Origin of the sequence: Rhizobium sp. BK312, from assembly GCF_014193605.1 — a bacterium.
Taxonomy (GTDB): Bacteria; Pseudomonadota; Alphaproteobacteria; order Rhizobiales; family Rhizobiaceae; genus Rhizobium.
In genome coordinates this window covers 1-13,977 of sequence record NZ_JACHZP010000005.1, presented here as the reverse complement: position 1 = coordinate 13,977, position 13,977 = coordinate 1, and the positions used below count along the sequence as shown (strand labels likewise).

Annotated in this window: 13 protein-coding genes and 1 tRNA gene; 7 read left to right on the top strand and 7 right to left on the bottom strand. The window is 62.0% G+C overall.

The genetic code is table 11. The annotated features are described in order from the left end of the window. Positions 1-3: 3 nt before the first annotated feature. The 3 genes from FHT85_RS14910 to iolD are packed head-to-tail and all read right to left on the bottom strand — an operon-like array spanning position 4 to position 3,582. The gene (locus FHT85_RS14910) at positions 4-819 is read right to left on the bottom strand and encodes an SDR family oxidoreductase (protein ID WP_112412835.1); all 816 of its coding nucleotides are present in this window, start codon (positions 817-819) and stop codon (positions 4-6) included. Continuing rightward, on the bottom strand, positions 816-1,709 hold the full coding sequence (gene iolE / locus FHT85_RS14905) for a myo-inosose-2 dehydratase (RefSeq protein WP_112412836.1): 894 nt from the start codon (positions 1,707-1,709) through the stop codon (positions 816-818). The genes FHT85_RS14910 and iolE overlap by 4 nt, the downstream gene beginning before the upstream one ends. Before the next feature lies 1 nt (position 1,710). Further along, positions 1,711-3,582 carry a 3D-(3,5/4)-trihydroxycyclohexane-1,2-dione acylhydrolase (decyclizing) gene (gene iolD / locus FHT85_RS14900; protein ID WP_112412837.1) on the bottom strand — a complete coding sequence of 624 codons (1,872 nt, stop codon included), beginning with the start codon at positions 3,580-3,582 and terminating at the stop codon, positions 1,711-1,713. 104 nt (positions 3,583-3,686) lie between these two features. Here iolD and iolG point away from each other — a divergent pair, with 104 nt between their 5' ends. The 7 genes from iolG to FHT85_RS14865 all read left to right on the top strand — a co-directional run bounded on the left by iolG (position 3,687) and on the right by FHT85_RS14865 (position 11,240). Then, entirely contained in the window at positions 3,687-4,694 is a 1,008-nt protein-coding gene (gene iolG, locus FHT85_RS14895) for an inositol 2-dehydrogenase (protein ID WP_112412838.1), read from the top strand. A 3-nt stretch (positions 4,695-4,697) separates the two neighbouring features. Beyond that, the gene (locus FHT85_RS14890; protein WP_112412839.1) at positions 4,698-6,128 is read left to right on the top strand and encodes an NAD-dependent succinate-semialdehyde dehydrogenase; all 1,431 of its coding nucleotides are present in this window, start codon (positions 4,698-4,700) and stop codon (positions 6,126-6,128) included. 10 nt (positions 6,129-6,138) lie between these two features. Beyond that, positions 6,139-6,945, top strand: a complete 807-nt coding sequence (locus FHT85_RS14885; RefSeq protein ID WP_112412840.1) for an HpcH/HpaI aldolase family protein — start codon at positions 6,139-6,141, stop codon at positions 6,943-6,945. Continuing rightward, complete coding sequence (locus FHT85_RS14880) at positions 6,945-7,913, top strand: hydroxyacid dehydrogenase (protein ID WP_112412841.1); 969 nt, start codon at positions 6,945-6,947, stop codon at positions 7,911-7,913. Before FHT85_RS14885 ends, FHT85_RS14880 begins: the two co-directional genes overlap by 1 nt. Continuing rightward, positions 7,906-9,030, top strand: a complete 1,125-nt coding sequence (locus FHT85_RS14875) for a Gfo/Idh/MocA family protein (RefSeq protein ID WP_112412842.1) — start codon at positions 7,906-7,908, stop codon at positions 9,028-9,030. Before FHT85_RS14880 ends, FHT85_RS14875 begins: the two co-directional genes overlap by 8 nt. Positions 9,031-9,195: 165 nt before the next feature. Further along, positions 9,196-10,080, top strand: a complete 885-nt coding sequence (locus FHT85_RS14870) for a MurR/RpiR family transcriptional regulator (protein ID WP_112412843.1) — start codon at positions 9,196-9,198, stop codon at positions 10,078-10,080. An 815-nt stretch (positions 10,081-10,895) separates the two neighbouring features. Then, positions 10,896-11,240, top strand: a complete 345-nt coding sequence (locus tag FHT85_RS14865; RefSeq protein ID WP_112412844.1) for a hypothetical protein — start codon at positions 10,896-10,898, stop codon at positions 11,238-11,240. A 32-nt stretch (positions 11,241-11,272) separates the two neighbouring features. Here the strand turns inward: FHT85_RS14865 and tnpC are convergent, their stop codons facing one another. From tnpC to FHT85_RS14845, 4 genes are all read right to left on the bottom strand, one after another. Then, positions 11,273-12,817, bottom strand: coding sequence for an IS66 family transposase (gene tnpC, locus FHT85_RS14860; protein WP_112412845.1), 1,545 nt, complete (start codon positions 12,815-12,817; stop codon positions 11,273-11,275). 68 nt (positions 12,818-12,885) lie between these two features. Next, positions 12,886-13,239, bottom strand: a complete 354-nt coding sequence (tnpB, locus tag FHT85_RS14855) for an IS66 family insertion sequence element accessory protein TnpB (RefSeq protein WP_112412846.1) — start codon at positions 13,237-13,239, stop codon at positions 12,886-12,888. Further along, positions 13,236-13,622: an IS66-like element accessory protein TnpA gene (tnpA, locus tag FHT85_RS14850; protein ID WP_112412847.1), complete on the bottom strand. Its 387-nt coding sequence runs from the start codon at positions 13,620-13,622 to the stop codon at positions 13,236-13,238. The genes tnpB and tnpA overlap by 4 nt, the downstream gene beginning before the upstream one ends. Before the next feature lie 187 nt (positions 13,623-13,809). Further along, a tRNA-Met gene (locus FHT85_RS14845) sits at positions 13,810-13,886 on the bottom strand. Positions 13,887-13,977: the final 91 nt, after the last annotated feature.

The window sequence follows — 13,977 nt, the reverse complement described above, 5'->3', positions numbered from 1 at the left end:
CGCTTACTCCCCGAGCCGCTTGGCAGGTGCCGGAGCCTGGCCGTCATAGCCGCCCCAGACAGACTGATCGTAGTGAATCACCGATCCCGTCATCATCCCGCTATCGCCGGAAGCCGCCCAGAGCACGGCAAGTGCGACCTCGGCCGGATCGAGCAGGCGTCCGAAAGGCAGTTGCGCTGCGGCCCGGTCGATCGCTTGCGGATCTCCGGTTTCCGCCGCCTGCAGGGCGCGCTCGTGGTCGGAGTTCATCCAGCCGATGTCGAGCTGGTTGACCCGGATCCGGTTGCGCATCAGGGCGAAGCCGGAATTGCGCGTCAGCGTCGCAAGCGCGCCTTTCGAAGCGCAGTAGGGTGCGATGAACGGCTGGCCAGCGTGCTCCGAGGCCGAACCGATGTTGACGATCGTTCCCTCGATCCCTTCCCGGATCATGATCTGCACAGCGTCTTGCATCAGGAAGAACGGCGCGCGCACGTTCACGGCAAAGATCCGGTCGAAAAGGTCAGGCGTAGTGTTCAGCAGATTGCCCCGATCGGTCAGCGCGGCGGCATTGACCAGGATATCCACCCGGCCGAACCGTTCGTCCGTTTCGGCCAGCACACGTCGCACGTCTGAGATGTCGCTGAGATCGGCTGCCACGACCAGCACCGGGGTCCCGTGCTCGGCCGTGATCTGATCCGCCACCTTCGCGCCCTTGGCGCCGTCGCGTCCAACGATCACAAGGCCTGCCGCGCCGGCTTGCGCAAAAGTTCGAGCGATCGCTGCACCCAGCCCCTGCGTGCCGCCGGTGATGACGGCGATCTTTCCATCGATACGATTCATTTCACGACCTCATAACCAGCGGCGTCCATGACGCGCAGCAATTCCTTGTGCCCCTTGCGAGCCATCGCGAGTGGTGGGTTCTTGACCGGATCCTGTTCGGCTTCGACCACGAACCAGCCCTCGTAGCCCTTCGCGGCCAGCGCCTTGACGATTGCCTCGAAATCGAGGCTGCCATCGCCCGGTACGGTGAAGGCGCCCTTGATGACCGCGTCGAGGAAGCTTTCCCTGCTGCAGTCCAGCCCATCCACAACCCCACGGCGGATGTCCTTGGTGTGAACGTGGGTGATCCGGTTGTGATGGTTCTCGATGACCCGCATGACGTCGCCGCCGGCAAAAGCCATGTGGCCCGCATCGAACAACAGCGGCACCGAAGAGTGCTGCATCAGCAGGTCTAGTTCTGCCTCCGTCTCGACCGCCGCCGCCATGTGATGGTGGTAGGAAATCGGCATGCCCTGCCTGGCGCACCAGTCGGCGAAATCCGAAATCCTGCGGCCATAGGCCGCCATCTCCGTCTCGGAGAGCTTCGGCTTCGTCGAAAGCGGTGCGGAGCGGATGCCCTGGATGGAGCGCGCAGTTTCGCCATAGACGATGCAGGGGGCGCCCGCCGCGATGAAGAACGCCATCTGCTGCGCGATGCGCTCCTTCTCGGCCTCGATGTCGCCGTCGAGCAGCAGGCCGGAGAACCAGCCGCCGCAGACGGAAATTCCAAAGCGGGACAGGATCGGCCCCAGTTCCTTCATGTCCATCGGAAACCGGCGGCCCGTTTCCATGCCGGTGAAGCCGGCCTCGGAAGCCTGCCGCAGGCACTCGTCCAGGCTGACGTCATCCGAGAGCTCCGCAAGGTCGTCGTTCCACCATGCAATCGGAGCAATCCCCAGTCTTGCCTTCATATCAAACACCCAAACGCTGCGCTTCGCGGATTTTCTCTTGTGCCGCGCGGGCAGCGCGGACGGTTTCAAAGCTCGATACGCTCGGAACGCCGACGTCCCAGTCGGCATCGCCCGGCACCCACTTCCAGGCATCCGAAACGATCGAGATCACGGTCACGCCGTCATTGCCCTGAGCCCATTTCATTGCGCCCTCGAGGTCGGCAAGGCTTTCGGCCTTGCGGGCCTTTGCGCCCATCGCTTCCGCATGTTTGACGAAATCGACGTGGAGTGGATTTTCCCGGTTCTGCACGCGGGAATCGGTGAGGAGATTGTTGAACCCGGGAACGCCCTTGGCTTGCTGCAGGCGGTTGATGACAGCAAAGCCGCCATTGTCGCAGACGACGATGATCAGCTTGTGTCCCGTCAGCGCTGCCGAATAGATGTCCGAGTTCATCATCATGTATGTGCCGTCGCCGAGCATGACGATCGGCGTGCCGCCCGTGCCACCGGGACCTTCTTGCGCCATGGCGCAGCCCCAGCCGGCGGAGATCTCGTAGCCCATGCAGGAAAAGCCGAATTCGCAATCGAAGGTGTTGGGGTTCTTGACCCGCCAGCCCTTGACCACCTCGCCGGGCGTGCCGCCGGCGGCCGAGATCAGCGTGTCCTCCGGGCGGGCGACCTTGTTCAACACACCGACGACCTGCGCATAGGAGGGAACCGATGCATTGGTCGGGAATTGATGCTCGTCAAGGAGCTTATCCCATTCGGCAAACAGCGCCTTGGCGCGTGGCATCAGGCCCGCCTCGGCCTTATAGTCGCCGAGTGCGGCATCGAGCTCGGCCACGGTTTCCAGCGCATCGCCGACGACGGACAGGGACCGATGCTTGACCGCATCGAAGCGCGCCGCATTGATCGAGATGAACTGCGCCTCTTGGGAAAAGGCCGTCCACGATCCAGTGGTGAAGTCCTGCAGGCGCGTGCCGATCGCCAGGATCACGTCCGCGTCTTTCGCGAGCGCATTGGCGGAGGTAGAGCCCACAATGCCGATCGGCCCGGCATGCACCGGATGGTCATGAGTCAGTGCACCCTTGCCGGCGATGGTTTCGACAATAGGGATTCCGCGTTTCGCGGCAAATTCGGCGACCGTCTCCTCGGCCAGCGAATAGCGCACGCCGCCGCCGGAAATGATCAGCGGACGCTTCGCGGTCCTCAGCAGTTCGACCGCCGCGATTACCGTATCGCGGTCGGGGCGCGGGCGCGGAATCTTCCAGACCTTCGGTTCGAAAAACACTTCCGGGTAGTCGAAGGCGACTTCCTGGATATCCTGTGCCAAACCTATGAAAGCCGGGCCGCAATCCGCCGGGTCAAGCATCGTTGCGACCGCCTGCGGCAGCGATTGCAGGATCTGTTCCGGCAGCACGATCCGGTCCCAATAGCGCACGACCGACTTGAAGGCATCGTTTGCGGTAATCGTCGGGTCACCGAAGTGCTCGACCTGCTGCAGCACAGGATCGGGCAGGCGGCTGGCGAAAGTATCGCCCGCAAGCAGCAGCACCGGCAGGCGATTGGCCATGGCGACGCCCGCGGCGGTCACCATATTGAGCGCACCCGGTCCGATCGACGTTGCCGCCACCATGATCTGGCGGCGGCGCTTGGCCTTGGCAAAGCCGATGGCGGCGAGCGCCATCGACTGTTCGTTCTGGCCGCGCCATGTCGGCAGCGTGTCCTGCACGGTTTCCAGCGCCTCGGACAGGCAGGTGACGTTACCGTGACCAAAGATCGCAAAGACGCCGGCAAAGAGCGGTACGCGCTCGCCCTCGATCTCGGTGAACTGATTGCAAAGGTAACGGACAAGAGCCTGAGCCATGGTCAGGCGCACAGTCTTGCGGGTCATCTCGCCTCCTCCTGCGGATGGGAATGTTGCGTTGTTCCGGAATACATATTGACAAAAATAACAGTTTGCAATGATTATTGCATAACACCTCGGGAGGAATTTGAATGCTGAAAATTGCAGTGCTTGGCGTCGGCCGCATTGGTCGCATGCATGCGGAAAACATCGCGGCCCATCCACGCGCGACGCTTGCGGGCGTCTTCGATGTGCATATGCCGGCAGCCGTGGAAATATCGGAGAAACTAGGCGTTCGGCGCTTCGATTCGGCCGATGAGGTGTTCGCATCCGCTGACATCGATGCCGTGTTGATCGCGACGTCGACCGCCACGCATGCGGACCTGATCGAACAGGCCGTGGCGGCCAAAAAACCAGTCCTGTGCGAAAAGCCGATCGACTTGTCGCTCGATCGCGTCAATGCCTGCGCAACAAGAATTGCGGGGAGCGGCGTACCGGTCATGCTCGGCTTCGTACGCCGCTTCGACGCCGGACACAGCGCATTGCGCCAGGCCGTCAAGACGCGTGAGATCGGCGAGCTACATCAGGTCATCATCACCTCGCGTGATCCCGGCATGGCGCCCGATGCCTATATCGAAGTCTCAGGCGGCATCTTCCGCGACATGACGATCCACGACTTCGATCTGGCGCGGTTCATTCTCGACGAAAAAGTGACCGAGGTCTCCGCGACGGGTTCGCGCCTCGTCGATCCGGCGCTGATGGAGCGCTGCAACGACTACGACACGGTGACCGTGGTGCTGAAAACCGCATCGGGGAAGCAAGCGATCATCAACAACTCCCGACGTGCAGTCTACGGCTATGACCAGCGCGTGGAGGCGTTTGGCAGCGGCGGCATGGCGATTTCAGAAAACCACCCGCTCAACAATCTGCGCCTCTATACCGACTGCCATACCGATCAAGGCGCACCGCTGATGAATTTCTTCATCGAGCGCTATGGCGACGCATTTGCCGCAGAGATCGGCGCCTTCGTCGATGCAGTCGAACAGAAAACGCCGCCTGCGGTTAATTTCGAAGACGGCCGCCAGGCCCTGATCCTCGCCGAAGCGGCAATCCGCTCAATCGCCAAAGGGCGAACCGTAAACACCAGCGAAATCGGGTGAACCATGTACGAACAATTCGGACTTTTCATAAACGGTCGCTGGGTAGCCGGCACCGTTACGGGGGAGATCATCTCTCCTGTTACTGAAAGAGCGCTGGGCACCGTGCCCCTCGCGACTGTCGAGGACACCCGCTCGGCGCTCGATGCCGCCGCGACCGCCCTGCCAAAACTGCGCGCGATGGGCGGCTTCGCCAGGGCCGGTGCGCTGCACAAGGCCGCCGACGAGATGGTCCGTCGCGCCGACGAGGCCGCAAGAATGATCTCCGCCGAGACCGGCAAGCCGCTTGCGCAGGCCGGCCGCGAATGGGGGCTCGCCTGCGATCAGTTTCGCTGGTTTGCCGAGGAGGCGCGCCGTATCTATGGCCGCATCATCGACAGCCGCGTGCCCGGCGGGCGCTTCGAGGTCAGCCGCGAGCCCGTCGGCATCGTCGGCGCCTTTACGGCCTGGAACTTCCCGGCGGCCCTGCCGGCGCGCAAGCTGGCGCCCGCCCTTGCGGCCGGATGCCCGGTGGTGCTGCGGCCTTCGTCTCAGACGCCGGGCGTGGCGATGGTGATGGTCGACTGCCTCAGGGCGGCCAACCTGCCTGACGGCGCCATCAACCTCGTCGTCGGCTCGACGGGCAATACCTATGCGCCAATCATGGCCGACAGCCGCGTGCGCAAGGTGTCGCTGACCGGCTCGACCCGTGTCGGCCAGCAGATGATCCGAGACGCTGCCGATACGGTGAAGAAGGTGTCGATGGAGCTCGGCGGCAATGCCCCACTGATCGTCTATGACGACGCCGATCTGCAGACGACGCTGGATCTGACCGTGCCGACGAAATTCGCCAATTGCGGCCAGGTATGCGTCACGCCCGACCGGATCTTCGTCCACGACAGTCTGCACGACGCCTTTGTTGATGGTTTCATCGCGCGCACGGCCAAAATCAAACTCGGCGACGGGCTCGACCCCGAGACCGGCATGGGACCGCTGATCAATGCCGGCCGCCTGCAGGAGATCGAGGCCATCGTTCAGGACGCCGTCCGCGCCGGCGCGACGATTGCCCATGGCGGCAAGCGTCCTGCCCATATCAATAGCGGCTTCTTCTTCGAACCGACCATTCTCGTCGGCGTCACAGACGACATGAAGGTCTTCGCAGAGGAGAATTTCGGACCGATCGCCGCGATCACCCGGTTTTCAACCGAAGACGAAGTGCTGACCCGCGCCAACGCCTCGGAAATGGGCCTTTCCGCCTATGCCTTCACCCGCTCGCCCGATCGCGTCAGGCGCACGGTGGCGGCTCTGAAATCGGGCATGGTCGGCATCAACAGCTTTGCTTTGGCGGCTTCCGAAGCGCCCTTCGGCGGCACCAACCATTCGGGCATGGGCAGAGAGGGAGGCATCGAGGGAATAGATGACTATCTCGATACCAAGCTCGCCCAGATCGTATTCTGAGGACGCGGCCATGTTCACCAACAAGCTCAAACAGCAATGGTCCGAAGGCAGGCCGGCCATCAACGGCTGGCTGTCGATCGGCAACTCCTTCACCGCAGAGATCATGGCCGCGCAGGGCTATGACTCAGTGACCATCGATATCCAGCACGGCGCCCTCGACTATTCTTCCGTGCTGCCGATGTTTCAGGCCATGCGCGCTTCAGGCGTCACGCCGATGGCGCGTGTGCCGTGGCGCGAGCCCGGGATCATCATGAAGGCGCTCGACGCCGGCGCGCAAGGCATCATCTGCCCGATGGTGAACTCGGCAGAGGAGGCGGCGGAATTCGTCAGCTATCTACGCTACCCGCCGCAGGGACAGCGCAGCTTCGGCCCGACGCGCGCGGCCTTCGCATATGGCACCTACGGACTTGCCGCAAACGACGAGATTCTAGCGCTGGCAATGATTGAGACGCAGCAGGGCATCGACAATCTGGATGCCATCGCCGCGACGCCCGGCCTCGACGGGATTTATGTCGGCCCCGCCGATCTGACCCTCGGCACGCAAGAGGGCCGACTGCCGCCCGGCTTCGACCGCGAAGAGCCGGAAATGATCGACCTCATCAAGCGCATTCTCGCGGCCTGCAAGGCGAATGGCATCCGTGCCTGCCTGCATTGCGGCACGCCGGACTACGCCGCTCGCGCGATCGGCTGGGGCTTCGATCTCACCACCGTTTCGGGTGACAGCCGCCTTCTGGCCGCTGCTGCTGCCGCCTCGGTCAAAACATGGCGCGACCTGACTGGCTCAGCCCTCATCCAGGCCACCAAAGGAGCATATTGATGCCGCACCTTCTGGCCGCCGGGAAACTCCACCCCTCTGGCGAAGCCCTGCTGCGCGACCTTGAGACACGAGGCTTTACCGTGGATTATATCGAGGAGGTCTCCGAACCGTCCTACGCGCCGCTGATTGCGAAGGCCGACGCGCTGGTGATCCGCACGCAGCCGCTGTCGGCGGCGACGATTGCCCAGGCGGAGCGGCTGAAGGTCGTTTCGCGTCATGGTGTGGGCTACGACTCGGTCGACCTTCCCGCGCTCAACAGGCGCGGGATCGCTTTGACGATTGTCGGCGACGTGAACTCCGTGTCGGTCGCCGAGCATGCCATGATGCAACTCCTCGCCGGAGCAAAACGCGTGCTGCTCGCCGATCGGGCCGTGCGCGAACCGGGCCAATGGGGCTGGCGAAACAGGCTCGAGCAGCAGGAGATCTCGGGCAAGAACCTGTTGATCATCGGTTATGGCCGGATCGGGCGTCATCTGTCGCGCATGGCGTCCGGGTTCGGGATGCAAATCCGCGCCTATGATCCCTTCCTGGAAAAGGTTGGCTGGCCCGAGGGACCGGTCAGGCCCGTACCGCTTGACGAGGGACTAGGATGGGCCGACTGCATCTCGGTCCATATCCCGAAAGCCGACAGTCCTGCGATCGGCGCAGCCGAAATCGCCCGCATGAGGCGGGGGGTCGTCCTCGTCAACACCGCGCGCGGCGGCGTCGTCTGTGAACAAGCGCTGGCCGACGCGCTCGCCTCCGGCCAGGTGGGTGCCGCCGGCGTGGACGTGTTCGATGACGAGCCGCCAGCGAATGGTTCTCCGCTCTTTGCCCATCTCAACGTCATCCTGTCGCCCCATATCGCCGGGCTGACGGCCGAATGCGGCGAGCGCATGGCCATCGCCGCGATTGAGAATTCCGTCAATTTCCTCGCGGGCACCATCGACCCGCAGCTTGTCGTCAACCCGGATTTCGCACGTGTCTAAAAAACCCCTCCTCCGTGTCGGCCTGATCGGCACCGGCTTCATGGGCAAGGCCCACGTCTTCGGCTTTGCTTCCGCGCAAAAGGTCTTCGACCTGCCTTACCGGCTGGAGATGCACACCGTCGCCGATATCACCGAAGAGGCGGCCGCCCGCGCAGCAGGCGATTTCGGCTTCGCTCATGCCAGCGCCGACTGGCGGACGTTGGTGTCCAACCCCGAGATCGATATCATCGACATCACCGCGCCGAATGCGCTGCACAAGGAGATGGCCCTCGCCGCCATTGCCGCCGGCAAGCATGTCTATTGCGAGAAGCCGCTGGCACCGCTTTCCGCTGACGCACGCGAGATGGCCTTGGCTGCGGAGGCGAAAGGCGTCAAGACGCAGGTCGGCTTCAACTATCTGTGCAATCCGATGCTGCGCCTTGCCCGTGAAATGATCGCTGCCGGCGAACTGGGCGAGATCCACGGCTATCGCGGGCTTCACGCCGAAGACTATATGGCGGATGCGTCCTGCCCCTTCACCTTCCGCCACGATCCTGCAGGCGGCGGAGCGCTGGCCGACATCGGCAGCCATGCGCTTGCAACTGCTGAATTCCTGCTCGGCCCGATCAGTGAAGTCATGGGCGACTGCATCACCATGATCAGCGAGCGACCCGACGGCAGGGGCGGCACACGCAAGGTGGAAGTCGATGACGTCGGACGCGCCTTCGTGCGCTTTGCCAACGGCGCACAGGGCTCCATCGAGGGCAACTGGATCGCCACCGGCCGCAAGATGCAGCATGATTTCGAGGTCTACGGCACGAAGGGCGCGCTGGCATTCACGCAGGAGCGCTTCAACGAGCTGCATTTCTATTCGAACGCGGATCCGGCAGGCCGGCGTGGCTTCCGCAGGATCGAGGCCGCACCCGACCATCCTCCCTATGGCCATTTCTGCGTCGCTCCAGGGCATCAGCTCGGCTTCAACGACCTGAAAGCAATCGAGATCGAGGGCTATATGCGTGCGATCGCCGGCGAAATCCCCGAACCCTTCGGATTTGCCGCCGGTTCGCGCATTCAGCAACTGGTCGAGACGATCCAACGCTCGTCATCCACGCGTCAGTGGATGAGCGTTCTCGCCTGACGGAGCCGCGCCGCCACCCTGCTTTCCGGCGTCCGGTTTTCCTCCGGACGACCACCCGCTCATGAGGAACTTGATGTCTCCGAAAATCCTCATCGCCAGCCTGGGCAATCCAATGCGTCCATTCATTTTGTTTGCGTTTTGCAGTAATTATTGCAAGATCCGGCCATGAAGCACCAGACGCAATCAGACGATGCCCCCAAGGACTATGAAGAGCTGATCCGTCTGATCCATGAACGTCATGCTCAGATGAGCAAGACCTACCAGCGGATTTCGGTCTATCTCACACAGAATCCGAATGAAGTCGCGGTGCAATCGGTCAACACGATTGCCGAGCGCTGCGGCATGCACGCATCGAGTTTCGTGCGTTTCGCACAGGCGCTCGGCTATAACGGTTTCAAGGAACTCCAGCTCCTGTTCCAGAGACGTCTAACGACAGCCGCGCCGGGCTTCGAAGCCAGAGTGCGAGCGCTCGGAGACGAATTGCAGAACCGCGAGGATCGGTCCGAATATGGTTTCCTGCACGATCTCGTGGTGCGCGACATCGCCTCCCTGCAAGAATTGCTGGAGCGCATCAGCGCTGAGGACCTCGCAATCGCAGCGGATGCGATCGAAGGGGCCGAGACGGTCTACCTGATCGGTCAGTTGCGTTCCTCGCCGGTCGTTGATCTGCTGCGCTATATCCTGACCATGCTTGGTAAGCGCTGCATCCTGCTGGATCCGGGCGGCGGGCTGGCCACACATATGGCGCGTACGATGCGGATGGAGGATATCCTCATTGCCGTCTCTTTCCGCTTCTACGCGACAGAAGTCGTCAACATCGTCGAGGAGGCGGCAAAGTCCGGTGTGCCGATCATCGCCATTTCCGACAGCACGCTTTCCCCGCTCGCCAAATCGGCGAAGATCCTGTTTGCCGTGCCCGAGCATGACTATACCTTTTCGCGCTCGCTCGCGGCGCCGATGTGCCTGGCGCAAGCGCTAACGGTCGCCGTGGCAGCTCGCGTCCAGCAGAACGAGACGGCGCCGCGCATTCCGACCGTTACTGGGACCTGACGGAAACCTCTCATCAAGCCCGCTGATGTCGCTCAAGATTCACTTCACAGTCGACCAGAGCGCGAAACATAGGCGACAGGTGAGCAACCGCACTCACCGCGGATCGGATCTCATTGAAGCTGGATTGAACGAAGGGTGGTTTGTCTGGCACAATTGGGATTGGCGGCGATCTGCTGCGGCAGGGTGAAGACGACGTGGAAATAGCCGCGCGGCAGAACGTCGGCCTGCCGGGCGGCAAAAGCCAGTCATGGCTCGGCTGTCATCGCATCTCGGTGATTGCTGCTCGCCAGCGAAAAGACAGGACTCACGGCCGAGCTTTCGAGACATCCGATTCAAAACCAAACGGCGCTTGATGATGTAACCGGGGAAAAAGTTTCCTTAGATGGAAACGCCGTCTCTGGACCCCCCAACCGGCGTCGTTATACTTCTCGACGACACCATCGAAGGGCTCGTACGACGCCCGTGCATCGAAGCCCTGGGCGTTCGGTTTCTCAACGAGCGCATGCTCGAGCCTTTCCAGATGCCATGCCTACCGGCATCAAGATGCCCGACGATCGACCAATGGAGCAGCATGGGAGCGACGTCGTCCCGGTCCGGCCGTCGCTCGGCCTGTGCTGCGCCCGAAGCTCCCGCTGCCGGTCCCTTTGACCTGATGGAGAAGCGTAAGCGCTGTCTCCCTCGCACATTGACCAAGAGCGTTGGCTCGTTTCGAGCACTACCGCGCGATAGAGATTGCAACAATGCGCCAACTACGGTGATTGCAGGACTACTTGCCACGGTTTACTGAAAGACTGCCCACTTAACCGGACGTCCTCATGCCCTCCCGCCTCACAAATCGTTTTGAAGGATATAGAAGGCTTCAGCCTGCGAAATTCCAACGGGACGCTGCTCTTTTAGAGCTTGTTCAATCGCTCGGCATAGATGGCTCCGTCTTTCATATCCTGAACGAGATACCCGAACAGGGCGAGGACCTCTTCACACTGCTATGCGACGACCAACTTGTTGTGTCGTTCGAGGTTCCTCGCGGAAAGATACCGCTTTACGCCGCAGACATTGTTAAAGTTTCCATCGCGGAATATCGCAACAAGATCGGACAAGGGAAACACCGCATACGTCTCGATGAGACGTTAAAGAACGCGCGAGTTCTGCTGGGCAGGTAGGAGCGGTGCCCGTAATGGGCCGACAGTAGACCTCAGCCGTGTGTTCGCTGCGCGTAATTCCACGGCAGCAGTTCATCGATCCGGCTTTGCCTGTGACCGTTGACGATGGCGGTGAGCGTAGCGGTCAGGTAGGTCAGCGGTTCGACAGCATTGAGTTTGCAGGTCTCGATGAGGGAGGCGACGGTCGCCCAATTCTCGGCTCCCGCATCGTGGCCCGCAAAGAGGGCGTTCTTCCGATTGAGGGCAATCGGTCTAATGGTCCGCTCGACGCTGTTGTTGTCGATCTCGATGCGGCCGTCGGTCAGGAAGAGCTTCAGACCATCCCAGTATTTGGCGATGTAGGCCAAGGCTTCGCCGAGTGGGGACTTCGTCGCGACACGGGCACGGTGACGGGCGAGCCAGGCCTGCATGTCTGTGACCAGCGGCGATGATCGTTCCTGCCGTCCGACAAGGCGAGCCTCGGGATCAAGGCCGCGCAATTCGCCCTCGATCCGATACAGTTCACCGATCCGTTTGACGCCGTCGGCGGCGATGGGTGCTGAGCCGTTGCGGGTGATCTCCACAAGCTTGCGACGGGCGTGTGCCCAACAATAGGCAAGCCGAATGTCCGGGCCGACACGCTCAGGTGCGATCAACCTGTTGTATCCGGCATAGCCATCGACCTGCAGGATGCCGGAGAAGCCCTGCAATATCCGTTCGGCATGAACGCCCCCGCGACCGGGAGCATAGCTGAAGGCCACACCTGGTGGATCACCGCCGCCCCAACGACGATCATCCCGCGCGAGCGCCCAAAAGTAGCCGGTCTTGGTCTTGCGCGTGCCGGGATCGAGCACTGGCGCACGGGTCTCGTCCATGAAGAGCTTGGTCGACCGCTTCAGGTCGGCAATCAGTGCGTCGAAGACGGGGCGCAATTCGAACGCTGCCCGACCGACCCAGTCGGCAAGCGTGGAGCGGTCGAGATCGATGCCCTGGCGGCTCATGATCTGGGCCTGCCGATAGAGCGGTAGATGATCGGCATATTTGGAGACCAGGACATGGGCAATGGTCGCTTCCGTCGGCAGGCCCGCTTGGATCAGGCGTGCCGGAGCCGGGGCCTGAACGACACCGTCGGTGCAGGAGCGGCAAGCATATTTAGGACGACGAGTAACGATGACACGGAATTGCACCGGGATGACATCCAGCCGCTCGGAGACGTCCTCGCCGATGCAATGCAGGCCGCCGCCGCAGGCGCAGATCAGGCTTTCCGGTTCGATGATCTCCTCGACACGAGGAAGATGAGCGGGCAGAGAGCCGCGATTGACGGCACGGGGCTTGGGCTGCGGCTTCCCAGAGGGGCTATCGGCTTCGTCTTCGGCATGGACGGCAGCAATGGCCGTTTCCAGGTCTTCCAGTGCGAGATCGAATTGTTCAGGATCGGCCTTCTCGGATTTGCGGCCGAAGGCCGCCTGCTTGAAAGCCGCGACCAGCTTCTCCAGCCGCTCGATCCGGTCATCCTTGCGACATTCACGCGCTTGCGCCGCGATCAGCATGGCCTTCAGCGCAGCAATATCGTCTGGAAGATCGGCGGCGTCCAACATGACCGAAGTCTATCAAAACCAACGTCGCTTCGCCGTCGGAATTTACCGCCCGAGTCATCGTGCCGCATCTATTCGATGGCGTCCGGCGGTCTCGCTTCCACGGAACGCACACGACGCCAGTCGAGGCCTGCAAACAACGCCTCGAACTGTGCGTGGGCCAAGGTCATCAGGCCGTCCCTGACGCCCGGCCAGGTGAAGATGTGCTCTTCCAGCCGCTTGTAGGCCATCACCAGTCCGCTACCGTCCCAATAGATCAGCTTCAGCCGGTCTGCTTTCCGTGACCGGAATACGAAGACCGTCCCTGTAAAAGGGTCCTTGTGCAGTTCGCTCTTGACCAATGCCGCCAGTCCATCGTGGCCCTTGCGGAAGTCGACGGGCTTAGTGGCCACCATGATCCGAACCCGGTTCGATGGAAAGATCATGCCGGAACCGCGCAGGCACGCGCGACAGCGGCGATGCGGGCGGCAGACGCGCCTTCTTCCAAACGGATCGTGAGACCGCCAATGATAATCTCTGGACGGCTGGATTTTTTGATCGGCGGTTCCGCAACGGGTGGATCGACGATGACGGCTGCGAACTCTACCGTATCCACGGGTGCAGGGAGTACAAGCTTGCCTTTCCGCGCCATCGTCCGCCAGGTGGACAGGTGGTTCGGCTTCAGGCCGTGTCGCTCCGCGACCTCACTCACCATTGCGCCGGGCCGAAGGCTCTCCGAAACGATCTGCGCCTTGACGTCATCCGGCCAGCGCCGGTGAACCTCACGTCCAGGCCTCCTGGTCGTGAGAACCTCCAATGTAGTCTCCATGGAGAAACTCCCGTTGCTCGCCCATGGAAAAGCGATCACAGATTAGAAAGACGAGGACAATGTGGAGGCAGAACACCGGTTACGGAGAAGCTGGCATCCGGCGAACTGCATAGGGCGGCCAAGCGCAAAAAGCTCCTCGGCGATTTGGGTCTTTGCGCCCGCGATAGTGGTTTTGGAGATGGAAGATTGGTTGCGGGGGCAGGATTTGAACCTGCGGCCTTCAGGTTATGAGCCTGACGAGCTACCGGGCTGCTCCACCCCGCGTCACCAGCGCAAACCGCGTTGCGGTTTGTCGCGAGTAGCAAGCCGCGTTTCGGCTTGCGTCATCCGAGCAAATTGCTTTAGCAATTTGTCA

What these genes read in the sequence shown, in the direction of transcription:
- FHT85_RS14910 (WP_112412835.1), bottom strand. Translation starts at nt 819, where the DNA reads ATGAATCGTATCGATGGAAAGATCGCCGTCATCACCGGCGGCACGCAG.
- tnpC (WP_112412845.1), bottom strand. Translation starts at nt 12,817, where the DNA reads ATGTTGGACGCCGCCGATCTTCCAGACGATATTGCTGCGCTGAAGGCC.
- FHT85_RS14870 (WP_112412843.1), top strand. Translation starts at nt 9,196, where the DNA reads ATGAAGCACCAGACGCAATCAGACGATGCCCCCAAGGACTATGAAGAG.
- FHT85_RS14865 (WP_112412844.1), top strand. Translation starts at nt 10,896, where the DNA reads ATGCCCTCCCGCCTCACAAATCGTTTTGAAGGATATAGAAGGCTTCAG.
- tnpA (WP_112412847.1), bottom strand. Translation starts at nt 13,622, where the DNA reads ATGGAGACTACATTGGAGGTTCTCACGACCAGGAGGCCTGGACGTGAG.
- FHT85_RS14885 (WP_112412840.1), top strand. Translation starts at nt 6,139, where the DNA reads ATGTTCACCAACAAGCTCAAACAGCAATGGTCCGAAGGCAGGCCGGCC.
- FHT85_RS14890 (WP_112412839.1), top strand. Translation starts at nt 4,698, where the DNA reads ATGTACGAACAATTCGGACTTTTCATAAACGGTCGCTGGGTAGCCGGC.
- iolD (WP_112412837.1), bottom strand. Translation starts at nt 3,582, where the DNA reads ATGACCCGCAAGACTGTGCGCCTGACCATGGCTCAGGCTCTTGTCCGT.
- tnpB (WP_112412846.1), bottom strand. Translation starts at nt 13,239, where the DNA reads ATGATCTTTCCATCGAACCGGGTTCGGATCATGGTGGCCACTAAGCCC.
- FHT85_RS14880 (WP_112412841.1), top strand. Translation starts at nt 6,945, where the DNA reads ATGCCGCACCTTCTGGCCGCCGGGAAACTCCACCCCTCTGGCGAAGCC.
- iolG (WP_112412838.1), top strand. Translation starts at nt 3,687, where the DNA reads ATGCTGAAAATTGCAGTGCTTGGCGTCGGCCGCATTGGTCGCATGCAT.
- iolE (WP_112412836.1), bottom strand. Translation starts at nt 1,709, where the DNA reads ATGAAGGCAAGACTGGGGATTGCTCCGATTGCATGGTGGAACGACGAC.